This window comes from Enterobacter cloacae complex sp. EB5 (genome assembly GCF_031432835.1).
Classification (GTDB): domain Bacteria; phylum Pseudomonadota; class Gammaproteobacteria; order Enterobacterales; family Enterobacteriaceae; genus Enterobacter; species Enterobacter hormaechei_C.
The window spans coordinates 711,718-733,351 of record NZ_CP133860.1 but is presented as its reverse complement, the minus strand read 5'-3'; the positions used below and the strand labels follow the sequence as shown (position 1 = coordinate 733,351).

Genomic DNA, 21,634 nt, shown 5'->3' with positions numbered 1-21,634 from the left:
TGATGATACTGTCTGAAACCGTAAGTTTGAAGTGATGAAGGTCACAATCATGCGCCATATGAATTTTTGGCAATAAACCCGGCATCCCGATTCACGCTGAACGGAAATTTCGTTACGCTGGGAAGACTGAACCCGGGCAATGCACGTTGCAGCCCCAGCGTAGAGAGAGCGATATGTACTTTTACCAACCGTCGCAGGGGCACGGCCTGCCGCACGACCCGCTGAACGCCATTATCGGTCCGCGTCCGATTGGCTGGATCTCATCCTGTGACAAGGCCGGTCAACTGAACCTTGCCCCGTACAGCTTCTTTAACTGCTTTAACTATCGCCCACCGATCATTGGTTTTTCCAGCAACGGCTGGAAGGATAGCGTGCGGAATATTACCGAAACGGGGGAGTTTGTCTGGAACCTCGCAACGCGCGATCTGGCCGAGGCGATGAATGAAACCTCCGCCACGCTCCCACATGGCGAGGATGAATTTACCTTTGCCGGCCTGACGCCCGTAGCCAGCCAGCTTGTGAGCTCGCCGCGCGTGGCGGAAAGCCCGGTGAATTTCGAGTGTCGATTGTCACAGTGCATTCAGCTTACCGGCGCGGATGGGACACCGATTGATACCTGGCTGGTGCTCGGCGAAGTCGTGGGCGTCCATATCGCCGAGAGTTTGCTGGAAGAGGGGATTTACCAGACCGCGAAAGCGCAGCCCATTCTGCGAGCGGGTGGACCGACGGCCTACTACGCCATCAGTGACAGCCATCGCTTCGACCTGGTACGCCCGGATGCGCGCAGGGGGTGATATGCGCGCAACCCTGTTGCCCGCCGATCAGCAGTTTTTTGCCGATCTGTTGAGCGGCCTGGTGCTCAACCCACAGCAGCTGGGACGAGTCTGGTTTGCTCAACGTGGCGCGTCTGACGCTGTCGGAAGCGTGAGCCGCGACTGGCCACGGCTTGACGTCGTTCTTCGCGGGGAATATGGCAACAGACTGGTTGCCGGGCAGCAGATCCTCCGCCATGGGGAAATGCTGTTTCTTCCCGCCCAGGCCGCCAGCGTCCCGGTGTTTGAACGACCGGTCATGCTGCTGAGCATCCTTTTTGCGCCGTCGTGGCTGGGGCTGGTGTTTCATGATTCCCGTCACGGCCAATCGGTGCCTGCACAGCGACACGTTGAGCTTCCTCACCCTGAACGAGGCGAATGTGCTGCGATGCTGATGGCCCTGACGCACCTGAGCGCTTCCCCGCAGGATCAGGCCATTATTCAACCGCTGGTGCTGAGCCTGCTGCACTGGTGCCGGAAAGTGGTGTCGTCGCTGCCTGAACCGGGACTGTTGCGCGGGGATTTCCTCTATCAGAGCATTTGTAACTGGGTGCAGGAAAACTATGCTGAATCCCTGTCGCGGGAGAGCGTCGCTGCGCTGTTTAATATTTCGGCTAACCATCTGTCACGCCTGTTCTCCCAACAGGGGACGATGAGTTTTGTGGATTACGTTCGTTGGGTGCGTATGGCGAAGGCGAGAACCATCCTGCAAAAATACCATCTGCCAGTGGGGGAAGTGGCGAAGCGCTGCGGCTATGCCGATAGCGACTATTTTAGCCGTCTGTTCCGGCGTCAGTTTGGCCTGACGCCGGGGGAGTATCGCGCACGCTTTCAGTGACAGTCAGAACGTGATTTCAGCGTTCAGCAGATCCAGAATACTTTGCGGCGTCGTTGCTGCAAACAGCGACTCGCGAAACGTTTTATTGACCAGCTTCCGCGCCAGCTGGGAAAAGACCTTCACGTGATTAATCCCTTCCTGAGCACCGAGCGTCAGCATGATCACCAGCTCGACGTCGCCCAAATCCGACTCCCAGTCAATCGCCTTGTCCAGCCTGGCAATGCTGATGCTGGAGTGGCGTATCCATTGCGATTTGGTGTGGGGGATCGCCACGCCAAACCCGACGGCGGTGGTGACAATCTCTTCGCGCTGCCAGAGATCTTCTTCAAGCTCCAGCGGGTTTTCGGTTCTGCCATGAATCGCAAGATTTCCGCATAAGAACTGAAGCACCTGCTCTTTTGAGGTCAGCGGCTCATTGACCACGATAGTCTCCAGCGCCAGCAATGGACGCGGCGGCGCTTCCGGTGTGAAATCCGCCAGCAGGGCTTCAATTTCCTCTGCGCTGCGGCTGTCGCAGGCCTTATCTGCCAGCGCCCGGCAGGCCGCCATGTCCAGCTGACGCAGCTGGGTTTTTACCGCAGGGATGCGCGGCCCGCTCATGCTGAACTCATCTATACCCAGCCCAAGCAGAAGAGGGAAGTAGCGCTGCTCTCCGCCAAGTTCCCCGCAAATGCCGACCCATTTCCCGTGACGATGCGCTGCGGTGACAATCTGGCGAACCATGCGTAAAAAAGACGGTGTGATGGGGTTATACAGCGCCGAAACGCGCGGGTTGTTGCGATCGACAGCGTAGAGATACTGAGTCATATCGTTCGAGCCGATACTGAAGAAATCCACCTCTTCGCAGAAGTGATCGATGATAAAGCAGACTGAAGGCACTTCAACCATGATCCCCAGCGGCAGGTGCGCGGTGTGACGTAACCCCTGTGAGGCCAGGGCGTCACGAATGTTTTGCAGCTCCTGTTTGATCCATAAAATCTGATCGAGGCTGTGCACCATCGGGATCATCAACAGCGCATTGCCGCTGGCGCCTGCGCGTAAGATCGCGCGCAGCTGGGTGCGGAAGAGATCGGCAAATTCGGGATAAATGCGAACGGCGCGATAGCCGAGGAACGGGTTTTCTTCCTGGGGAATGTTCAGGTAAGGGATCTGCTTATCGCCGCCGATGTCCATTGTGCGAAAGATGACCGGCTTGCCCTGCGCGGAGAGCAGCACCTGCTGATAGGCTTCGAATTGCTCCTGCTCGTCCGGCGCAGTGTCTCTGTCCATATACAGCATTTCAGTGCGAAACAGCCCGATACCCTGCGCGCCGCAGGTAAACGCCCCGGGCGCTTCCAGCGCGCTGCCGATGTTGGCGGCAATCTCTACTGGTACGTTGTCGCGGGTGAGCGCAGGAAGACCCGCATCTTTGATCTGCTGCTGGTGGCGTCGGTCGGCAAGGCGCTGCGCCACGCTGTAGTAATCATTCACCGCGTCGTTGGGTTCAACGACCAGCACGCTACAGATGCCGTCCAGAATGACCTCTTTTCCCATCAACGGCGCCAGCGAGGTGACCGTTAAACCACTCAGCACAGGCACGGAGGCCGCGCGTGCCAGGATCAGCGTATGCGACGTCCGGCCTGTTTTTTCAAGCACCATGCCTTTCAGGTACTGCGTGTCGAGGCTGAGAAACTGGCTGGGCGTCAGATCTTCCGCCACCAGAATAGTGGGAGCGCTGAGGGTGAATGCGGAGGTTTGCTGCAACTCCGGCCAGGTAATGGTAAGAAGCTGCTCGCTGATGTCGCGAATATCGCTGACGCGTTCACGCAGGTAGTCGCTGGCGGAGAGTGACAGCTTGTCGCAGATCAGCTCCATATTACGAATGATCGCCTCCGCAAGGCTTAGCCGCTCCTCGGCGATCAGTCGGCGTATGGTGCCGCCAAACTCCTCATCCTGGATCAGCGAAAGATGCGCGCTGAGAATGGTTTTACTCTCGCCGTCCAGCCCGCGCAGGCGGTGGTTGAGCTGTTCAGCCAGCGTCGCCAGGCTGTGTTCCAGGCGGGTAATATCTTCCGGCGAGGCGGGGATCTGACAATAACGTTTGAGGTTATCGCTCTGCCAGCCTCGCAGAGTGCCAGCCCCGATGCCACTGGCGAGCGTAATGCCGTGCTGAAGATGGGGAGCAAGCCTTACAAGCGAGCGGGGCAGGGGATGCGCAACGTGCGGCGCGTCGCCGGAGGGAATACTGTCGCTGTCGATAAACGCGCCGGTGAGATACGCCTCCAGCACGCGTCGGGCCTGCTCCTCGTCGCTGCCGTTAATTTCCAGCACGCAGCTGTCATTGAACAGCGTACCGGTACTGATCAGCGCCAGCGAGCTTTTGGCATCCGCGTGAGTGTTAAGCCGTCTGTTGATAAAGCGGATGTCGCTGCGCCATGCGCTGCACTGCTCTTTTAACGCCCAGGCCGGACGCGCATGCAGGCCGTTGGGCAGTGGGCAGAAAAATTCAATTGAAAGCATACTTCCTCCTGGCCGCGTGAGATCAGCATCTGAAGTCCGTCAGATGATCCACGGTCTCACGGTTCATGCCTGCCACAAGCGCGACAAGCAGTTGTTGGGTGTGATGAATGTCTTTTTCGTCGGCAATGGATGCCGCGCAGTGCCCGTGTCGGGTTGGGGGACCAAGCACAAGAGTCGGCACGCCAGTGCCGGAGAGATGGATCGCCCCGCCGTCCGTTCCGCCGTTGCTGAACATGTCTTTTTGCAGCGGGATCCCCTGCGATTGCGCGATCGTGTCCGCCAGCGCAATCAGTTTGGCTGGGGCGATGAGCGTTTTGTCGTACAGCACCAGCATCGGGCCCGCACCGATCTGGCGATGGTTGGCGCTGCCATAATCGAAATTTTTTGACCAGCAGGCGGTATCCAGCACCAGCGCGATATCAGGATGAATGGCGCGCGTGGCGGTCTGGCCGCCGCGCAGGCCGACCTCTTCACTTGAGCTGGCCACCAGCCAAAGCTCGCAGTCGAGCGGCGTCTGGTGCAGCTCGCGCAGCAGCGCGATCAGCAGGTAACAGCCGAGACGATCGTCGAAGGCTTTACCCATCACCCGATGATGGGGAAGGGTCTGAAAGGGCGTATCGAACGTCACGCGGTCGCCTGCGTCGATACCGGCGGCGAACACCTCCTCCGCCGACGTCGCGCCAATGTCGACACGCAAATTGTCAACGTTTTCTCCTTTCAGATCCCCATCCAGCAGGCCCGGTATTTTTTCCCCGTTACGCGTGGTGATGCGCACCGGCTGAAGGGTGCGGGCCATCATGCGCACGTTGCCGATGGGCAGGACATCAATGGCCCCTTCGCGCGAGACGCTACGCACCATAAAACCGACTTCATCCATATGGGCGCAGACCATCACCTTCGGGCCCCGGCTTTGGTTGACGCGGATAAGCACGGAACCCAGCCCATCAAACTGAACCTCTTTATGGTATTTTTGCGCCTCACTGAGCAGGATGTCGCGCACCTCTTGCTCTGAGGCCGCAATGGCGTCTGCTTCGCTCAGGGCGCGCAGTAAATCTCTGTCCACTCTTGTTCTCCCGTCAGCAATAGCTGTTTGTCGAAGGTATAAAGCACCTCGGCGCCCGTTTTCGTCACCAGCACCACATCTTCAATTCGTACCCCGCCCAGGTGTTCAAGGTAGATCCCCGGCTCAACGGTCAGCACCATGCCGGGCTGTAACAGGATGCGATCGGTGGGGGAAAAACGTGGATTTTCATGGACATCAATACCAATGGCATGGCCGGTGTTATGCCCGAACTGCGGGCCGTAACCTGCACGTTCAATCACGGAACGTGCGGCGCTATCGATCTGATGACAGGAAACGCCGGGGCGGATGGCATCAATGGCCGCCTGTTGTGCCGCCAGAACGATCTGGTACACCGCATAGAGAGGGTGCTCCTCCGGCGGCGTGTTTTGCCCGGCGACAAGAAAGGTCCTTGTCATATCCGAGCAATACCCCTGGTGTTGGGCGCCGAAATCAAGGGTGATCATCTCGCCAGGCATAATCACTTTGGCAGAGGCTTTGCCGTGGGGCAGCGCACCGCGCGGCCCGCTGGCGACAATGGTGTCGAAAGAGGGCTTGTCCGCACCCTCCTGCTTCATAAACCATTCCAGCTCGGCAGCGACATCACGCTCGCGCATACCGGGCTGAATGAAACGCCGGATGTGCTGTGCGGCGCGGTCGGCAATGCCGCACGCTGCACGGATACGGTCGATTTCGTCAGCGGTTTTTATCTGCCGCAGTGCGTCGAGCGAGGTGCTGCAAAGGGTGGTATTCAGCGTATCGCGCCACAGCACGCCTGTTTGCCAGCTCACGTATTCACCCTCAAAGCCAAGACGGGTAAGATCTTCCTTCGCAATAATCTGATTCACCGCCTGCGCAAACGGGTTCTCCGTGTTAAGCAGGTGCATCTCATAGCCCGCCGCTCGTGAAGCGATATCGCTGTAGTAACGGAAATCCACCAGGATATGTGCCGCGGTTTGTGTCACCAGCACATAGCCCGAACCGGTTGAAATGCCCAGGTGCGGCTGTTTATTCTGGCGCGAAGCGATGAGCACGCCGTCCAGTTTCTCCGCAGCCAGCCAGGCACGAAGCCTTCTCAGTAGTTCCATGGTTCACCCCGTTACAGCGTGTCGATAGCGAGTTTTCCGCGCTTGTGCAGACTGTTACGAATAATCACAACCAACAGCGCGGTGATCGCCGCCCCGACCACAATACTGAGCATGTACGCCCCCAGATTAGTGACCAGCGGCCACGCCCAGATTGCCGATTCAGGGAACCACTGCACGGCACCGAGCGCGGTGGCGGTCATTGCACCGGCGATCGCACCCGCCATATACGCTGGCAACGTCGCAAGCGGATTTTCCAGCAGGAACGGGATGGCCCCTTCACTGATGCCCATAAAGGCGAGGAACATGGCCGTTTTGCCTTGCGGATAAAGCTGCGGACTGAACAGGCGTTTGCCGGTCAGACGATGGTCAATCAGCGTGGCCAGCCCCAGACCAATGGGCGGAATAACAATCGCCACGGCGCGGGAGGTGATGGGCAGGACATGATCGGTTGTCAGCCCCAGGCCAACAAACCCCGCCGCTTTGTTAATGGGGCCGCCAAGATCAATCGCCGTGGCCGCCGCCATCCCGATGGCGTACATCATGGAGCCCGCCTGACCCGCCGCCAGCAGTACGGTCCGCATACCTGCATTCAGCCAGCCACCAATCGGCGTGATGATGTAATACATCGCCAGCATCACAAACAGCGCCGAGAGGATTGGGATCAGAAAGGTGCTTTTGAAGGCCAGCAGATACTGCGGTACGTTAATGCGGCTATTCAGCCATTTGACCAGATAGCCTGCGGCAATGGCGATAATCAGCGCGCCAATAAACGTGGAGGGTACGGGTTTGGTGGCAAGCCAGGTCAGTTTTTCCGCATCAAAGTTCAGCACCAGCGTCGGCTGCGTGGCGACCAGGCCACCGATAAACCCGGCCGGGAAGGCCAGCTTTCCGCCAATAGAGTTGGCGACAAAGGCGGCAAACATCGGGATGGCGAAGCTGAACAGCAGCCCGCCGAACGATTCGGTCAAATAGCCAAATTTCAATACCGAGAGATTGAAACCGGTGAATTTGCCTGAGTTAAGCGCGTCGAGAATACCGGTGTCAGGTGGGATCTCCAGCCAGACGTAGGCGATGAGCTGTGAAATGGCGAGGATAACCCCGCCCATGATAAGCGTTGGCACCATGCGGGATATCCCCGACATAATGTGCTGTGGAAGCTCTTTCCAGAAAGACGCACCGGCGGCAACCGGTGCGGATTTGATAGCAAGTGTGTCACCCTCGTGACTGTCCGGGCGAACCGCGCTGCGTTTTTTAATAGCCATGACGAAAACCCCTGGATGTGAAGATTATTATTGTTCTGCTGCAATCATCTCTTCGATCTCTTTCAGGGTGCCCGCCGCGTTTTTAATGGCGTCCTGAAGCGTAATCTCATACACGTCGCGCGATTCGAAGCGCTCATTGTCTTCCGGGGTGATCGCGATGGCGTGGATAATAATGTCAGCGTCGGCAATATCCTGCGGGGTCAGGCGATTCTGGATCCCGTCCGCGCCCTGGGTTTCAATTTTTACCTCATAACCGGCTTCCGTCGCCGCGTCTTCCAGCGCCTGGGCTGCCATGAAGGTATGTGCCAGGCCCATCGGGCAGGCGCACAGTGCAATCAGTTTTTTAGCCATGTGAAATTCCTCCTGTAGATGACGCCACGATTATGGCGGGGAGGTTTCAGTGCTGTTTACCGGATTAATAATGCTTTAGCTGGAAAAATGATGCGGGTGAGCGGAAGTGTGAGGTTAATCGTCATATCACGGAAATCAATGAAAAACCGGGCAAAAAGGTGCCCGACGCAGTGTCAGTAACCGGCTTTATCAATGACAAACTGTTTACCGCAGTTGCCCGGATGCGGCTGAGGCGTAAAGGAGCCGGCAGAGAGCGGGTTGTTGATGGTGCTGGCGTTCAGCGAGATCTGCATCTCGGTAAGATAAGCCGGATTGCCATGGCAGGTAAGCTTGAACGCTTTTACGCTCTGTTTCCCCCAGCTTTTGGCCACGGCGGCATCGAAGTCGCTGCGGCGGACGGTTTTGCCATAGTTTTCCGCCAGAAATTTTCCTGCCGCGCTGTGCTTCACTTCCTGGTTCATGCGCACCATGGTGCCGAAGTAAGCGTCGGGATCAAAACCAAAGCAGACGCCGTGTTTCGCGTATTCATAACGTTCAAGGCAGGAGTTGCCCCCCGCGCCGGGCATCACGCTGTTCAGCTTCGCCGCGCCCGTTAGCGATAGCCCGGTCTCTGCGGCGTCACATTTTCGGCTGGCTTTTGCTTCCGGCATATTCGGAACCGGACGAGTGGCGCAGCCGAAGCGCATCCAGCGGCGTTCATCCACCCCGCGAGCGGCAATAGATTTCGGCAGCGCGGGCCATAAGCCGTGGACGGTCAGAAAATCGGTTTTGTTGCTGCTCTCTTTTTGCAGGCGGCACTCTTCCGGTTCGTCACGGTTACGTTCGACCATGCTCTGGCAAAATCCGGTTTGCCAGGAAAGGGCCAGAACGTAGCGATCGAAATCGCCGTACTGGGTTGGCTTAAGCGGATCTGCCTGAATTGAGAAGACACAGAGTGCAAGCGCTACTGCGCCAGACGGGATAACGATATCCTTCCTGAACATTTGCTTTCCTGATTGGTTGGGCGCGATTAATTTCTGGGGGTTATTAAAGCACAAAAAGCGCCCGCAGGCGCTTTTTGGAAATCAGGAATTTCACTTAGGCAGCGCCGGGAACCAGCACTTCGGTGGCGATAATAACGATAATCAGGCCAACCAGCACCGGCACTGACGTGCGTTTTACCACTTCAAACGGAGAGATTTTCGCCATCCCCGCAACCGCAACCACCACGCCCGATACCGGAGAAATGGTACGACCCAGGTTGGAGGCCTGAAGCATCGGAATGGACAGGTAAGCCGGGTTGATGCCGGAGGAGTGCGCCAGCTTCGGGATCATCTCAACAAAGGCGTAGAACGGCGCGTTACCGGAGCCGGTGGTCATCGCCGCCAGCATGGTCAGCACCACCAGCACCAGCATCAGGATAATACTGGCCGAGCCGAACGAGGTGGCGATAGAGATCAGGCTCTGAATAAAGCCGATGGTGCTCAGCCCCTGGGCAAACACTCCCGCGGCAACCAGCAGCATCACCACGCCCGCGAAGGCATCCGCCATACCGCGGAAAGCAACTTCCAGACCCGTGAATACTTTCTGGGTATTAAAACCCCGAACGAATTCCAGGATGGCCGCCAGCAGCATACAGATCACCAGGATAGTGATGATGTGCAGCTGCGGGCCCCATTTGCCGTCAAAAATAAGCACGCCAATAATTGGCGTGAAGGGCAGGATGGAATAAAACGCCGGGGCGGTAGTGGTGATTTCGCTGACGTCCATCATTTCGTGGCTGACGTTCTCTTTCTTATCGAGATAGCGCTGCCAGAAGAAATGCGCCACGCCCATGCCGAGAATAGCGGTGATGGAGATCGGCAGTGTGGTTTTGAAGGCAAAGTCAATCAACGACATTTCCGCGGCTTTTGCGGCCAGCACTACGTCACCGGAAGTAGGGGAGAGAATAATCGCCGCCGGAGAGGCGCAAATAGCCGCCGCTGCGCCACGGCTGATCCCGACGTTAACCATTACCGGGAATAACGTTGCCATTAACAGCACGCCAAGGCCTGTTGCTGAGGAAACGGCTAATGACATCAGACAGGCCAGGAAATAGGCCGCGACCATCAGCAGATAGGGGGAGTTAATATATTGCAGCGGCTTAGAAGCCAGCTTGACCACCATATCATTCGCGCCGATATGGGTCATATAGGCAGCAAATCCGCAGAGCATCATGATCATCATGCCCAGATCGCCGCCGCGGCTCATCAGCAGAATTTTTATATATTCCACAATATCGGTAGCGGTATATCCGGTGCTGGCTTCGCTGGCGGGTAAAACCTGATGACCCATTAGCGCGCTAATGATCAGCAGCGTCAGGCCGCCGACAAATAGCACGCCGGTGGCTGAGTAACCTTTAATGATGTAGCGTGCTACACCAACAATGACCACGACTCCAATGAGGAGTTCGAGAAAAGTAAGCATGATTTCCCCTGTATCCTTGCTGCCCGAGAGACAAATAATCAATAAAAAAGAAGCTGAAATGTGCCGAATAAATGTCCAGTCCTTGCTGATTAAAATCAAGAAAGAGACTACTAAAGGCACTGACGACGATATTTTTGCTAACCCTGCGTCATTTATATTAAGACGTTATTGACCTGATGAATAGATATTATATGTCATTAAATTGATGGTGAAGTGTTAAGGTTTTGAGTATTACTTGCCGAGAATCGATTTAAAACGTAAATCTCTTTAAAACCACTTCTCTTTCATTCTTTTGCCTGCTTATACTCGGCTCACTTTCTCCTGTCCGACGATCTGAATATGCACGCCAGCTGGACATATCGCCTGCGCTTTATCAAAACGTCGACACGTTGCGGGTGTTGCCGGTAGTGACCGCCAGCGGTAGCCAGGTGGCGCTGGGGGAATTGGCCGATATCGTCGTGACGGAAGGCCCACCGATGCTCAAAAGTGAAAACGCGCGCCTTTCCAGCTGGATCTACGTGGACTTGCGCGGGCGCGATCTGAAGTCCGCCGTGGATGAAATGCAAAAACGGGTGGAGGAGACGGTGGTATTGCCGCAGGGCGTGTCTCTCTCCTGGTCCGGGCAGTTTGAATATCTGGAACGGGCGACCGCGACGCTCAAAATAGTCTTACCTGTCACGCTGATGATTATATTCGTCCTTTTATGGTTAACCTTCAGGCGGATATCAAATGTCCTGATAATAATGGGGACATTGCCTTTCGCGCTTATTGGGGGCGTGTGGTTACTGTGGCTGCTTGAATATAATTTGTCAGTGGCGGGGGCCGTTGGTTTCATCGCCCTTTCCGGGGTGGCGGCAGAATTCGGCGTAATTATGGTTCTTTATTTGAATCATGCGCTTGATAAATATCACAGGCTGGAGCCAGAAGGGGGAAATACGGTGCTGATGCGGGCGATCCACGAAGGAGCCGTGCTGCGCGTGCGTCCGAAGGTGATGACGGTCGCCACTATTATGGCGGGACTGCTGCCCATCATGTGGGGCAGTGGGAGTGGCTCAGAGGTGATGCAACGTATTGCCGCGCCGATGATTGGTGGCATGGTAACGGCACCGTTATTGTCGATGCTAGTTATTCCCGCACTTTATAAATTGTTACATCAACGTTAAATATGTCAACTGCATGTGCTTATTCAGGCATGCAGTTTATGTTTCCTCAGATTATTCCCAGAAACGGGAGGGTAATTAGGAATAACACCCATGCTGTTAAGCGTTCATTCAAGTATTCTGTGTTAAAGTCTGCACCGAATACTAAATATGGTAATGGCACTGTGATTGTACGAATTAAATTTCCCCTGATTTTATTGTTTATTATTGGGCAGTTATCATTTGCGTCTGCTGTTAATGCAGAGAGCAATACAGCGGATAAAGGCTGGTTCACCACCTTCACGGATAACGTCGCGCAAACATGGAATGAACCTGAGCATTACGATCTCTACATTCCGGCCATTACGTGGCATGCACGTTTTGCCTACGATAAAGAAAAAACTGACCGTTATAACGAGCGTCCGTGGGGGGCCGGCTTCGGTCAGTCTCGCTGGGATGAAAAAGGTAACTGGCATGGCCTGTACCTGATGGCGTTTAAAGACTCCTACAATAAATGGGAGCCTATTGGCGGCTATGGCTGGGAAAAAACCTGGCGTCCGTTATCGGACGACAACTTCCGTCTGGGGCTGGGCTATACGGCAGGGTTTACGGCGCGTGATAACTGGAAATACATTCCTGTTCCGGTACTGCTGCCGCTTGCCTCCATCGGTTACGGTCCGGCGACGTTTCAGATGACCTACATACCGGGTACGTATAACAACGGTAACGTTTACTTTGCCTGGATGCGGTTTCAGTTTTAACTGAATTTTTCTGCTAAATCGGCCAAAAAACGCACAGGCATTGAAATGTAAAGGATAAAAATCGGACAGCGAAAATTAACGCGACTTTTGTCACTTTTTATCAAAGATCCGCTGGACAAAACGCCTCACAATTGTTGTACTGATACCCGACACAGCATTTGTGTCGTTTTTTAATGTAAAGGTAATTTTGATGTCTAAGATTAAAGGTAACGTTAAGTGGTTTAATGAGTCCAAAGGATTCGGTTTCATTACTCCTGAAGATGGCAGCAAAGACGTGTTCGTACACTTCTCTGCAATCCAGTCTAATGGTTTCAAAACTCTGGCTGAAGGTCAGCGCGTAGAGTTCGAAATCACTAACGGTGCCAAAGGCCCTTCTGCTGCTAACGTAATCGCTCTGTAATTCAGACGCGTCAGCAAGAATTTCAAAACCCGCTCAATGAGCGGGTTTTTTTCGTTCTGAATCAACCGATAAGGTAGATTTTCAGGAAGCTGGCGACGATCGCGACGCTTAGCAATACCATACCTGCGCCTAAGAGATTTTCTTTAATGCTATCACCCTCGTTCAATATTGAGCCAAGAGTGACAGAGAAAAATTAAGCCAACATTAAGGTTGCCGCGCTTAATGTCCGCTGGCGGAGGAAAATAACCAGAATGCGATCGCAGTCATCGCAAACGAGCCAAGCATGTTAACGGCAATGTTGGTCAGCGCCCAGCCCATCCGGCCTTCCTGAAACAGAAACACCACCTCCGCAGAGAAGGTAGAAAACGTTGTTAAGCCGCCGCAGAAACCGGTTGTAATCAGAACCTTCCACATAGGGTCGATGTTGGTCATGCGATTAAACCAGGCCAGCCCCATCCCAATAATAAACGCCCCGATCAGGTTTGCCGCCAGTGTTCCCATCGGAATGGCCTGATGCAGGGGGTTAAACCGCATGCTTAAGAGCCACCGCGCAACGCTACCCGTGCCTCCACCAATAAAAACGGCTATAAGTAGTTGTAACACTGTCAATACCTGCTATTTGCTGTGTAAGTGCGTCGAGTGTAACGCTGTTTTTGACCGGGAGACAATTATGTATGTTGCAGTAGGGCAGTTCGCGGTGACGCCGGACTGGAATGAAAACGCGGAAAAATGCGTCTCCCTGATGCATCAGGCGAAGCAAAAGGGGGCGTCGTTGCTGGTACTTCCCGAGGCGTTACTGGCCCGTGATGATGGCGATCCGGACCTGTCGGTAAAGTCTGCGCAAACGCTGGAAGGGGCGTTTCTGAAACGACTGCTGGCCGAAAGCGTTGGCAACACGCTCACCACGATATTGACGGTCCATGTTCCGTCCACGCCGGGGCGCGCGGTGAACACGCTGGTGGCGATACGTGAAGGCGCCATTGTCGCGAGCTACGCCAAACTTCATCTGTATGATGCGTTCAGCGTTCAGGAGTCGCGCCTGGTCGATCCGGGGAGTGTAATTCCGCCGCTGATTGAGGTGGAGGGTTTTAAGGTGGGCCTGATGACCTGCTACGACATTCGTTTTCCCGAGCTGGCGCTGAACCTGGCATTGCAGGGGGCCGAGGTGCTGGTTCTGCCTGCCGCCTGGGTCAAAGGACCGCTTAAGGAGCATCACTGGGCGACGCTGCTGGCAGCACGCGCGCTGGATACCACCTGTTACGTGGTAGCCGCGGGTGAATGTGGTAACAAAAATATCGGGCAGAGCAGGGTTGTCGATCCGCTGGGGGTGACGGTTGTTGCGGCAGCGGAGACGCCTGCGTTATTGCTGACAGAGATAATTTCAGCCCGAATAGCGCTTGCGCGGCAGCAATTACCTGTTCTGCGCAATCGCAGGTTTGCGCCACCGCAATTAATGTGATGTTTTTTTCAACAATGCTTGATTCACCTTGTTACAGATTGCTATTGTGTGCACGCGCCAAATGACCGTTAATACGTTCAGGTTTTTTGGCGGAATGCAGCCTGTTTCATGTAAAGAAGGTATTTATGGGTGAGATTAGTATTACCAAACTGCTGGTGGTTGCCGCACTGGTCGTCCTGCTGTTCGGTACCAAGAAGTTACGCACGCTGGGTGGAGACCTGGGTGCTGCCATTAAGGGCTTTAAGAAAGCAATGAACGATGACGACGCGGCAGCGAAGAAAAGTGCCGAAGATGACATCACTGCACAGAAGCTTTCACACAAAGAGTAATGGCAATGCTGCAAGGCTTGCATAAAAAACCGGCTCAGGAGGCCGGTTTTTTGTTTTACTGTAAATAAATTTTACAGCTTTATTTCACTTCTTCGCCCTTCGCCTGCATATCGGCGTGATAAGAGGAGCGAACAAACGGACCGCACGCGGCATGGGTAAAGCCCATCGCCATCGCTTCGGCTTTCATTTCATCGAACTCATCCGGGCTCACGTAACGCTGTACGGGCAGGTGGTGACGGCTTGGCTGGAGGTACTGGCCCAGCGTCAGCATGGTGACGCCGTGGCGGCGCAGATCGCGCATCACTTCAATGATCTCAGCGTTGGTTTCACCCAGGCCGACCATCAGGCCAGACTTGGTTGGAATATGCGGATGGGCTTCTTTAAAGCGCTCCAGCAGCTTCAGCGACCAGTTGTAGTCTGCACCGGGACGCACCTGACGGTAGATACGCGGTACGTTCTCCAGGTTGTGGTTGAACACGTCTGGTGGCGTCGCGGTCAGGATATCGAGCGCGCGATCCATACGGCCACGGAAGTCCGGCACCAGCGTCTCAATCTTAATGTTCGGGCTTTTTTCGCGGATGGCGGTAATACAGTCAGCGAAATGCTGAGCACCGCCATCGCGCAGATCGTCACGGTCAACGGAGGTGATAACAACATAACGCAGCGCCATATCAGCAATCGTCTGCGCCAGTTTTTGCGGTTCGTTAGCGTCAGGCGCAACAGGACGGCCATGGGCAACGTCACAGAACGGACAGCGGCGGGTGCAGATGGCACCCAGAATCATAAATGTCGCGGTACCGTGATTGAAACATTCAGCAAGGTTAGGGCAGGAGGCCTCTTCACAGACAGAGTGAAGGCCATTTTTGCGCATCGCCGCTTTGATCCCCTGGATACGCGAAGAGTCGGCCGGAAGTTTGATTTTCATCCATTCCGGTTTTCTTAACAGCGCCTCGCGCTCTGTAGCCACGTTTTTAACCGGGATAAGGGCCATTTTATCGGCATCGCGGTATTTAACACCGCGTTCCATCACAATGGGTTTACTCATAGCGTGCGTGTTCCAGTTGCGAATATCGAAGGAAAGCGTTTCAATTCAAGGGAATGTTGTAATTATCAACTATTTTTGAACGAACGACAGGCAGTATATCATTTAAAGGGGCGATAAAGCAGCCTGCCAGGTCGCCAATTTGTAAAATAGTTGTTGTTTTGTGCCTTTTGCCCCGCATGCGGCAGGGGCTTGTGCTGAAAGGCGGGATCAGAACGCCTGGCGGATCACGTTAATGACGTTTTCCAGCACCGGATCGCGCAGGCTTAGCTTGTTGTAATGCAGTGAGATTTCAACAGATTCCGTCGTAAGTTGACTCAATGGAATACTCTCCAGCGGCCAGCACTTTTTAAGCAGAGTGAAGAGACGCACAGGCATAATACAGAGCAAATCGCTGTTGCCAATCAGGGCCGCGAGGGTAAACATATTGTAACTGCTGAAGCTGATCAGACGGTCCGGGAACAGTTCGTCAATACGCTGGCGCAGCGGATCCGGACCCTGTCCCTCGGACATAAAGGTTGCATGTTCGTAATGACGTAAATTTTCAGGCGTTAAAGATGCGCCCAATGCAGGATGATTCTGACGACACACGAGCGCCAGAGAGTCGGTATAGAGAACGTTATGCCCTAATGCCCTGGCCGCGAAGCTGTTGCTGTCGATGATCAGGTCCGTCTGGAATTGCGCCAGCTGAGTTTCCGGATCGTTAACGGGCACGTTGCGGATCAGCAGCTGTGGCGCATGCTGTTTAACAGCCTGGTAAATAGCGGGCATGACCAGAACGCCCACAGAGGGAGAGGTGCCTATGGTGATGGTTCGTTGCTTATCGTAACTGCCGGTGAGATCCAGCGCGCCCAGAATCGATTCCAGTCCCTGGCTGATGTACTCATGCAGATGGGTGGCGTACGCGGTGGGGGTTACGCCCTGGCCTTTACGAATAAATAAGGGATCGGGAAATATCGCGCGCAATTTTTGAATTGACTGGCTAATTGCAGAGGGCGTGAGATTAAGAATTTTCGCAGCATTAACGATCCCTTTGTGGACATATACCGCCTCAAAAATAGTCAATAAATTGAGATCAATATTACGTAAAGTCCGGAAAATTTGCGGCTTATCTTCGCCGCTGGTTTCATTCAGGCGTTTGGCTGGTAAATTAGTAGGCTCCACGCTCTTACTCCGTATCCATTCACAATATGAATGATAGTTGAATTTATTTATTATGCTTGCAGAGATTCGTAAAGTGTTTCGTAAGTTTCCCTTGTTTATCGAAAACAAGCAGTTGGGTGATTATCACGCACGTTACACGATACCCGGTGATGGTACTATTAAGGTTATAATTAATATGGGACGCTAATATATGGGCGACTCGAAAATATAGAATATGCGGTTTATTGTAAAGCGTAAATGCGGCAATTAAGCAGTGGCTGGTCAAATAACCGAGCCACTGCCGGAAGTGTGTTAAGCAGCAATATATTCGTAGTCAGGATTGTTAAGCAGCGCTAAAAACTTCTTCAGAAGCACGGGGCGGATATTCTCAGGCGTGGCGGTATCGACCCACTGGCGCATTTGCGTCATTTCCATACCGGCATACCCGCATGGGTTGATGCGCTGGAAAGGGGTCAGATCCATATTGATATTCAGCGCCAGACCGTGGAACGAGCAGCCTTTACGGATGCGCAGCCCCAGCGAACAGATTTTCATCTCTCCAACATAGACACCCGGGGCATCGGCGCGAGGGTGAGCATCGATACCGTACTCAGCGAGCGTGTTCACCACGGTTTGTTCCAGTAAGGTCACGAGCTCACGCACGCCCAGCTTTCTGCGTTTCAGGTTAAGCAGGACATACATGACCTGCTGGCCCGGGCCGTGGTAGGTTACCTGTCCACCGCGATCGCTCTGGATCACCGGGATATCACCCGTCATCAATAAATGTTCGGCTTTTCCTGCCTGGCCTTGAGTAAACACCGGCAGGTGTTCAACCAGCCAGATTTCATCAGGGGTGGTGTCATCGCGCATATCGGTAAAGTCATGCATAGCCTGAGAGACTGGCTCGTAAGGCTGTAGCCCAAGATGGCGGACAAGAATTTTATCCTGGTACAAAAGGACGTCTCCGAAGACAAGGGAGAATAGGTAACGGGGAGTATATCACAGCGGGGAAGTGGGTTACCCGGCAAACCGGGTAACCGCTGAGGGACTACAGCACCATACGAACAATTTCGATATTGCCGAGCTCTTCGTACAGCGTCTCAACCTGCTCAATGTGTGTCGCAGTGATGGTGATTGAGACCGAGTGGTAGTTACCTTTGCTGCTCGGTTTGACTGATGGAGAGTAGTCGCCCGGCGCATGGCGCTGTACCACTTCAACCACCTGATCAACCAGCTCAGGTTTCGCCAGACCCATTACTTTGTAAGTAAAAGGGGTAGGGAATTCAAGCAGTTCGTTAAGTTTGGTTTTCATGTCAGCTCCGGCGTGTGTATAAAAAATAATAACTCCCGCCACGGGGCGGGAGTTTTACTGATACGTAGTATATGGGGATCAAAATCACACTTTCAAGTGTTCAATTTTTAACCAAACCAGTGATGGAACATCAGCTTAATGTAATCAATGATTTTGCCGAAGAAATTGCCTTCAGGAATTTCCTCCAGCACCACCAGCGGGCGCTGATCGATGGTTTTGCCATCCAGCTGGAAGTTGATAGTACCCACGACCTGATTCTTTTGCAGCGGGGCGTGCAGCTCGGTGGTATTCAGCACGTAGCTGGCTTTCAGATCTTTCATACGACCACGTGGGATAGTCAGATAGAGATCTTTGTCCACGCCCAGGGAAGCGCGGTCGTTATCGCCAAACCAGACAGGTTCAGAGGCAAATTCTTTACCGGCTTTCAGCGGGTTCACGGTTTCGAAGAAGCGGAAGCCCCAGGTCAGCAGTTTTTTGCTTTCCGTTTCGCGACCTTTAAACGTACGTCCCCCCATCACGGCAGAGATCAGACGCATCTGGCCTTCAGTGGCGGAGGCCACCAGGTTATAGCCGGCTTTGTCGGTGTGGCCGGTTTTGATACCGTCGACGTTCAGGCTGTTGTCCCACAGCAGGCCGTTACGGTTGGTCTGACGAATGCCGTTGAAGGTGAACTCTTTCTCTTTGTAAATAGAGTACTCGTTTGGCACGTCGCGGATCAGCGCCTGGCCGATCAGCGCCATATCACGCGCGGAGCTGTACTGACCCTCGGCGTCCAGGCCGTGAACGGTCTGGAAGTGGCTGTTTTTCAGACCCAGCGCGGAGACGTAGCTGTTCATCAGGCCCACAAACGCGTCCTGGCTGCCTGCGGCAAAATCGGCCATGGCCACGCAGGCGTCGTTACCGGACTGCAAGTTGATGCCACGGATAAGCTGAGAGACCGGAACCTGCATGCCAGGCTTCAGGAACATCAGCGATGAACCTTTGAACACCGGGTTGCCGGTTGCCCACGCATCGTTACCGATAGTCACCAGGTCGGTTTCTTTGAATTTGCCTGCTTTCATGGCCTGACCGATTACATAGCTGGTCATCATTTTGGTCAGGCTGGCCGGATCGCGGCGGGCATCGGCGTTCTGTTCTGCCAGAACTTTGCCGGAGTTGTAATCAATCAGGATGTAGGATTCCGCGTCGATCTGCGGAACGCCAGGGATCATGGTCTTGATGTTCAGGTCATCCGCGTGAGCTGCGGAGAACGCAGCAGCGCAAAGGGCCGTGGTCAGCGCCATGCGCTGCACAAAACGAGCAGAAAAAGTGGTCTTCATGGTCAGAACTACGACATCCGTGATGGAATTAAAAAAAGTGCCTTACTATAGCAAATGCTATACGGGCAGGCATCCGACTTTCATCATGAGAGTGTTAACGTGGTTTACACAAACTGACATTTCGGATACCACCGATTAATTATTTTGCAACAGCGATAAACGACTGGAGCTGCGCCTCGCTCTGCAAACGCTGTTGCAGGGATGCTGCCTGCGATTTGCTGGCAAACGGACCCATCTGGATACGCCATACCGCACCGTTTTGCTCAACGCGGCCTGGCACGCCAAATTGCTTGCTTAAACGCTGCTGATATTGCTCTGCACGGGTCCGATCGCTGACGGCGCCAACCTGAACCACGTAGCTGCCGCTCGCCGTCGCAGGCGCCGCAGTCTGCGTAGCAGCAGGCGCGGTTACCGGGGCGGGTTGTGCAGCGGGTGCAGCAACAACGGGCGCAGGCGCTGGGGCAGGTTCATTTGATTCAATCACGCCCGGCGCTAACGTGGTGGGTGCGCCAAGGAAACCACTGCTTTTCACCGGGGCGCCTGTCGCGTCTTCACTTTGCAGCGTATCGTTGCTGATAGCGCGCACTTCACCCTGCGGCTGCACGGGCTCTGCCGGCGTTGAAGCGCCCCCCATACCACCGCTCAGATCCGGGCGCGCGGGCAGGGCATAGGTCTGTTTCGCGACCGTGGTACAGGCCGTGCCCGGGCCAGACAGCGAACCATCCTGCGCCACGATAATCGGGTCGATACGCACTTTAGTATTGTTTGAGGTGTTCAGACGGTCGGCCGCCGCGCGAGACAGGGAGATCACGCGATCGCTGCCGTAAGGACCGCGATCGTTGATACGCACCACGATCATTCGGCCATTCGCCAGGTTAGTGATGCGCGCATAGCTCGGGATGGGCAGCGTCGGGTGCGCCGCCGTGATCTGCATCGGATCGAAGGTTTCACCCGACGCGGTCAGATTGCTGCCGGGCTCAGCGTCATAGATGGCAGCAAAGCCAGCCTGGCTGAAACGGGAAGGATCCTGAACGATTTTATAGCTTTTACCGTCGCGCTGATAATCCTGATTCACGCTGGCGTTCAGCGGTTCATAAACGGGATCGGCACCGCTAATCTCAACAATCGGGCCATTACAGACCGCAGGCTGCGGCGGCGCGACGGTTGCCTGTTGCTGACCATCATCACTTGTACAGGCGGCAAGTAAACTTGCTGCGATGCAGATCCCCAGCCACTGCTTACGCATTGCGATCCCCTTATTTTTATACGCTTTTGGACAACATTTTCCTGTGGGTATGGATCGACATGACGATACCAAACCCGGCCATCAACACGATCAGTGCCGAGCCCCCGTAACTCACCAGCGGCAGCGGTACGCCAACAACCGGCAGGATCCCACTCACCATACCAATATTTACGAAGACATAAACGAACAAAATCAACATTAATCCGCCTGCCATCACGCGACCAAAGGTGGTTTGCGCGCGCGCGGCAATCCACAAACCTCGCATGATCAGCAGCACGTAGAGTGCAAGCAGCACCAGGATGCCTACCAGCCCCAACTCCTCAGCCAGAACGGCAAAGATAAAGTCGGTGTGGCGTTCCGGTAAAAATTCGAGCTGCGACTGCGTACCGTGCAGCCAGCCTTTACCACGCAGGCCGCCGGAGCCAATCGCAATCTTCGACTGAATAATATGATAGCCTGCGCCCAGCGGATCGGTCTCGGGATCGAGCAGCATCATAACGCGCTGACGCTGGTAATCATGCATCAGGAAGAACCAGAGGATAGGGATAAACGCGGCAACCAGCACCACGGCGATACCGATCAAACGCCAGCTCAGGCCGGACAGGAACAGGACGAACAGGCCGGAGAGGGCGATAAGAATTGAAGTACCGAGGTCCGGCTGTGCGGCCACGAGCAGCGTCGGCAGGAAAATCAGCACCAGCGCAATGGCGGTATTTTTCAACGACGGCGGGCAGACGTCGCGGTTAATAAAGCGCGCCACCATCAGCGGGACGGCGATTTTGGCGATTTCCGACGGCTGGAAGCGAACAATCCCCAGATCCAGCCAGCGTTGCGCCCCTTTCGAGATGGCGCCGAAAGCATCTACTGCCACCAACAAAATGATACAGAAAATATAGAGATAGGGCGCCCAGCCCTCGTACACGCGCGGCGGTATTTGCGCCATCACCACCATAATGACCAGACCCATGGCGATCTGGCCGATTTTACGCTCCATCATGCCGATATCCTGGCCGCTGGCGCTCCAGATAACGAGGGCGCTATAGACCAGCAGAGCCAGCAGGATCAGCAGCATGGCAGGGTCGATGTGGATCTTGTCCCACAGCGATTTTTTATTCGGATTATCCGTCAT

General features: G+C 54.7%; 21 protein-coding genes and 1 pseudogene. 7 read left to right on the top strand and 15 right to left on the bottom strand.

All coding sequences use genetic code 11. The features are described from left to right. Nucleotides 1-173 precede the first annotated feature (173 nt). Together RHN82_RS03605 and RHN82_RS03600 are read left to right on the top strand one after the other, a co-directional pair. Nucleotides 174-794, top strand: coding sequence for a flavin reductase family protein (locus RHN82_RS03605; protein WP_003858756.1), 621 nt, complete (start codon nucleotides 174-176; stop codon nucleotides 792-794). Between the two features lies 1 nt (nucleotide 795). Further along, the gene (locus RHN82_RS03600; protein ID WP_310398836.1) at nucleotides 796-1,650 is read left to right on the top strand and encodes an AraC family transcriptional regulator; all 855 of its coding nucleotides are present in this window, start codon (nucleotides 796-798) and stop codon (nucleotides 1,648-1,650) included. A gap of 3 nt (nucleotides 1,651-1,653) precedes the next feature. Here the strand turns inward: RHN82_RS03600 and ptsP are convergent, their stop codons facing one another. The 7 genes from ptsP to dcuC form a co-directional block, all read right to left on the bottom strand. Then, the gene (gene ptsP / locus RHN82_RS03595; RefSeq protein WP_047052971.1) at nucleotides 1,654-4,149 is read right to left on the bottom strand and encodes a phosphoenolpyruvate--protein phosphotransferase; all 2,496 of its coding nucleotides are present in this window, start codon (nucleotides 4,147-4,149) and stop codon (nucleotides 1,654-1,656) included. A 22-nt stretch (nucleotides 4,150-4,171) separates the two neighbouring features. Then, a complete protein-coding gene (gene ypdE, locus RHN82_RS03590) occupies nucleotides 4,172-5,212 on the bottom strand; it encodes an aminopeptidase (protein ID WP_047052973.1) in 1,041 nt (346 codons plus the stop codon). Then, nucleotides 5,185-6,297 (bottom strand): aminopeptidase, encoded by a 1,113-nt coding sequence (gene ypdF, locus RHN82_RS03585; RefSeq protein WP_047052975.1) that lies wholly within the window; start codon nucleotides 6,295-6,297, stop codon nucleotides 5,185-5,187. Before ypdF ends, ypdE begins: the two co-directional genes overlap by 28 nt. A gap of 11 nt (nucleotides 6,298-6,308) precedes the next feature. Beyond that, on the bottom strand, nucleotides 6,309-7,559 hold the full coding sequence (locus tag RHN82_RS03580; RefSeq protein WP_017382484.1) for a PTS fructose transporter subunit IIC: 1,251 nt from the start codon (nucleotides 7,557-7,559) through the stop codon (nucleotides 6,309-6,311). A gap of 27 nt (nucleotides 7,560-7,586) precedes the next feature. Next, on the bottom strand, nucleotides 7,587-7,910 hold the full coding sequence (locus RHN82_RS03575) for a PTS fructose transporter subunit IIB (protein ID WP_047052978.1): 324 nt from the start codon (nucleotides 7,908-7,910) through the stop codon (nucleotides 7,587-7,589). Between the two features lie 173 nt (nucleotides 7,911-8,083). Next, nucleotides 8,084-8,893 (bottom strand): ribonuclease I, encoded by an 810-nt coding sequence (gene rna / locus RHN82_RS03570; protein ID WP_040117369.1) that lies wholly within the window; start codon nucleotides 8,891-8,893, stop codon nucleotides 8,084-8,086. A gap of 94 nt (nucleotides 8,894-8,987) precedes the next feature. Then, nucleotides 8,988-10,355, bottom strand: coding sequence for an anaerobic C4-dicarboxylate transporter DcuC (gene dcuC / locus RHN82_RS03565; RefSeq protein WP_017382481.1), 1,368 nt, complete (start codon nucleotides 10,353-10,355; stop codon nucleotides 8,988-8,990). 368 nt (nucleotides 10,356-10,723) lie between these two features. On the opposite strand from dcuC, the pseudogene RHN82_RS03560 reads away from it, so the two are divergent. The 3 genes and pseudogenes from RHN82_RS03560 to cspE all read left to right on the top strand — a co-directional run. Beyond that, nucleotides 10,724-11,518, top strand: a pseudogene (locus RHN82_RS03560) (efflux RND transporter permease subunit); the annotation flags it as partial. Nucleotides 11,519-11,679: 161 nt separating this feature from the next. Beyond that, nucleotides 11,680-12,255 carry a lipid IV(A) palmitoyltransferase PagP gene (gene pagP / locus RHN82_RS03555; protein WP_032647688.1) on the top strand — a complete coding sequence of 192 codons (576 nt, stop codon included), beginning with the start codon at nucleotides 11,680-11,682 and terminating at the stop codon, nucleotides 12,253-12,255. Nucleotides 12,256-12,445: 190 nt separating this feature from the next. Continuing rightward, nucleotides 12,446-12,655, top strand: a complete 210-nt coding sequence (cspE, locus tag RHN82_RS03550) for a transcription antiterminator/RNA stability regulator CspE (RefSeq protein ID WP_002439184.1) — start codon at nucleotides 12,446-12,448, stop codon at nucleotides 12,653-12,655. 219 nt (nucleotides 12,656-12,874) lie between these two features. On the opposite strand, the gene crcB is transcribed toward cspE, so the two are convergent. Continuing rightward, a complete protein-coding gene (gene crcB / locus RHN82_RS03545; RefSeq protein WP_017382474.1) occupies nucleotides 12,875-13,258 on the bottom strand; it encodes a fluoride efflux transporter CrcB in 384 nt (127 codons plus the stop codon). A gap of 67 nt (nucleotides 13,259-13,325) precedes the next feature. Between crcB and RHN82_RS03540 the strand changes: the two genes are divergently transcribed. Beyond that, complete coding sequence (locus tag RHN82_RS03540) at nucleotides 13,326-14,114, top strand: deaminated glutathione amidase (RefSeq protein WP_047052981.1); 789 nt, start codon at nucleotides 13,326-13,328, stop codon at nucleotides 14,112-14,114. A gap of 125 nt (nucleotides 14,115-14,239) precedes the next feature. Continuing rightward, nucleotides 14,240-14,443, top strand: coding sequence for a twin-arginine translocase subunit TatE (gene tatE / locus RHN82_RS03535; protein ID WP_003858723.1), 204 nt, complete (start codon nucleotides 14,240-14,242; stop codon nucleotides 14,441-14,443). Between the two features lie 79 nt (nucleotides 14,444-14,522). Here tatE and lipA read toward each other — a convergent pair whose 3' ends face one another. The 7 genes from lipA to mrdB all read right to left on the bottom strand — a co-directional run bounded on the left by lipA (nucleotide 14,523) and on the right by mrdB (nucleotide 21,634). Beyond that, entirely contained in the window at nucleotides 14,523-15,488 is a 966-nt protein-coding gene (gene lipA, locus RHN82_RS03530) for a lipoyl synthase (RefSeq protein WP_006809637.1), read from the bottom strand. A 207-nt stretch (nucleotides 15,489-15,695) separates the two neighbouring features. Further along, nucleotides 15,696-16,649: a YbeF family transcriptional regulator gene (locus RHN82_RS03525; protein ID WP_047052984.1), complete on the bottom strand. Its 954-nt coding sequence runs from the start codon at nucleotides 16,647-16,649 to the stop codon at nucleotides 15,696-15,698. A 291-nt stretch (nucleotides 16,650-16,940) separates the two neighbouring features. Further along, complete coding sequence (lipB, locus tag RHN82_RS03520) at nucleotides 16,941-17,582, bottom strand: lipoyl(octanoyl) transferase LipB (protein ID WP_017382471.1); 642 nt, start codon at nucleotides 17,580-17,582, stop codon at nucleotides 16,941-16,943. Nucleotides 17,583-17,676: 94 nt separating this feature from the next. Continuing rightward, a complete protein-coding gene (ybeD, locus tag RHN82_RS03515) occupies nucleotides 17,677-17,940 on the bottom strand; it encodes a DUF493 family protein YbeD (protein WP_003858718.1) in 264 nt (87 codons plus the stop codon). Nucleotides 17,941-18,047: 107 nt separating this feature from the next. Continuing rightward, nucleotides 18,048-19,259: a D-alanyl-D-alanine carboxypeptidase DacA gene (gene dacA / locus RHN82_RS03510; RefSeq protein ID WP_003858714.1), complete on the bottom strand. Its 1,212-nt coding sequence runs from the start codon at nucleotides 19,257-19,259 to the stop codon at nucleotides 18,048-18,050. Nucleotides 19,260-19,398: 139 nt separating this feature from the next. Continuing rightward, the gene (rlpA, locus tag RHN82_RS03505; protein WP_047052986.1) at nucleotides 19,399-20,505 is read right to left on the bottom strand and encodes an endolytic peptidoglycan transglycosylase RlpA; all 1,107 of its coding nucleotides are present in this window, start codon (nucleotides 20,503-20,505) and stop codon (nucleotides 19,399-19,401) included. Between the two features lie 16 nt (nucleotides 20,506-20,521). Beyond that, on the bottom strand, nucleotides 20,522-21,634 hold the full coding sequence (mrdB, locus tag RHN82_RS03500; protein WP_015571139.1) for a peptidoglycan glycosyltransferase MrdB: 1,113 nt from the start codon (nucleotides 21,632-21,634) through the stop codon (nucleotides 20,522-20,524).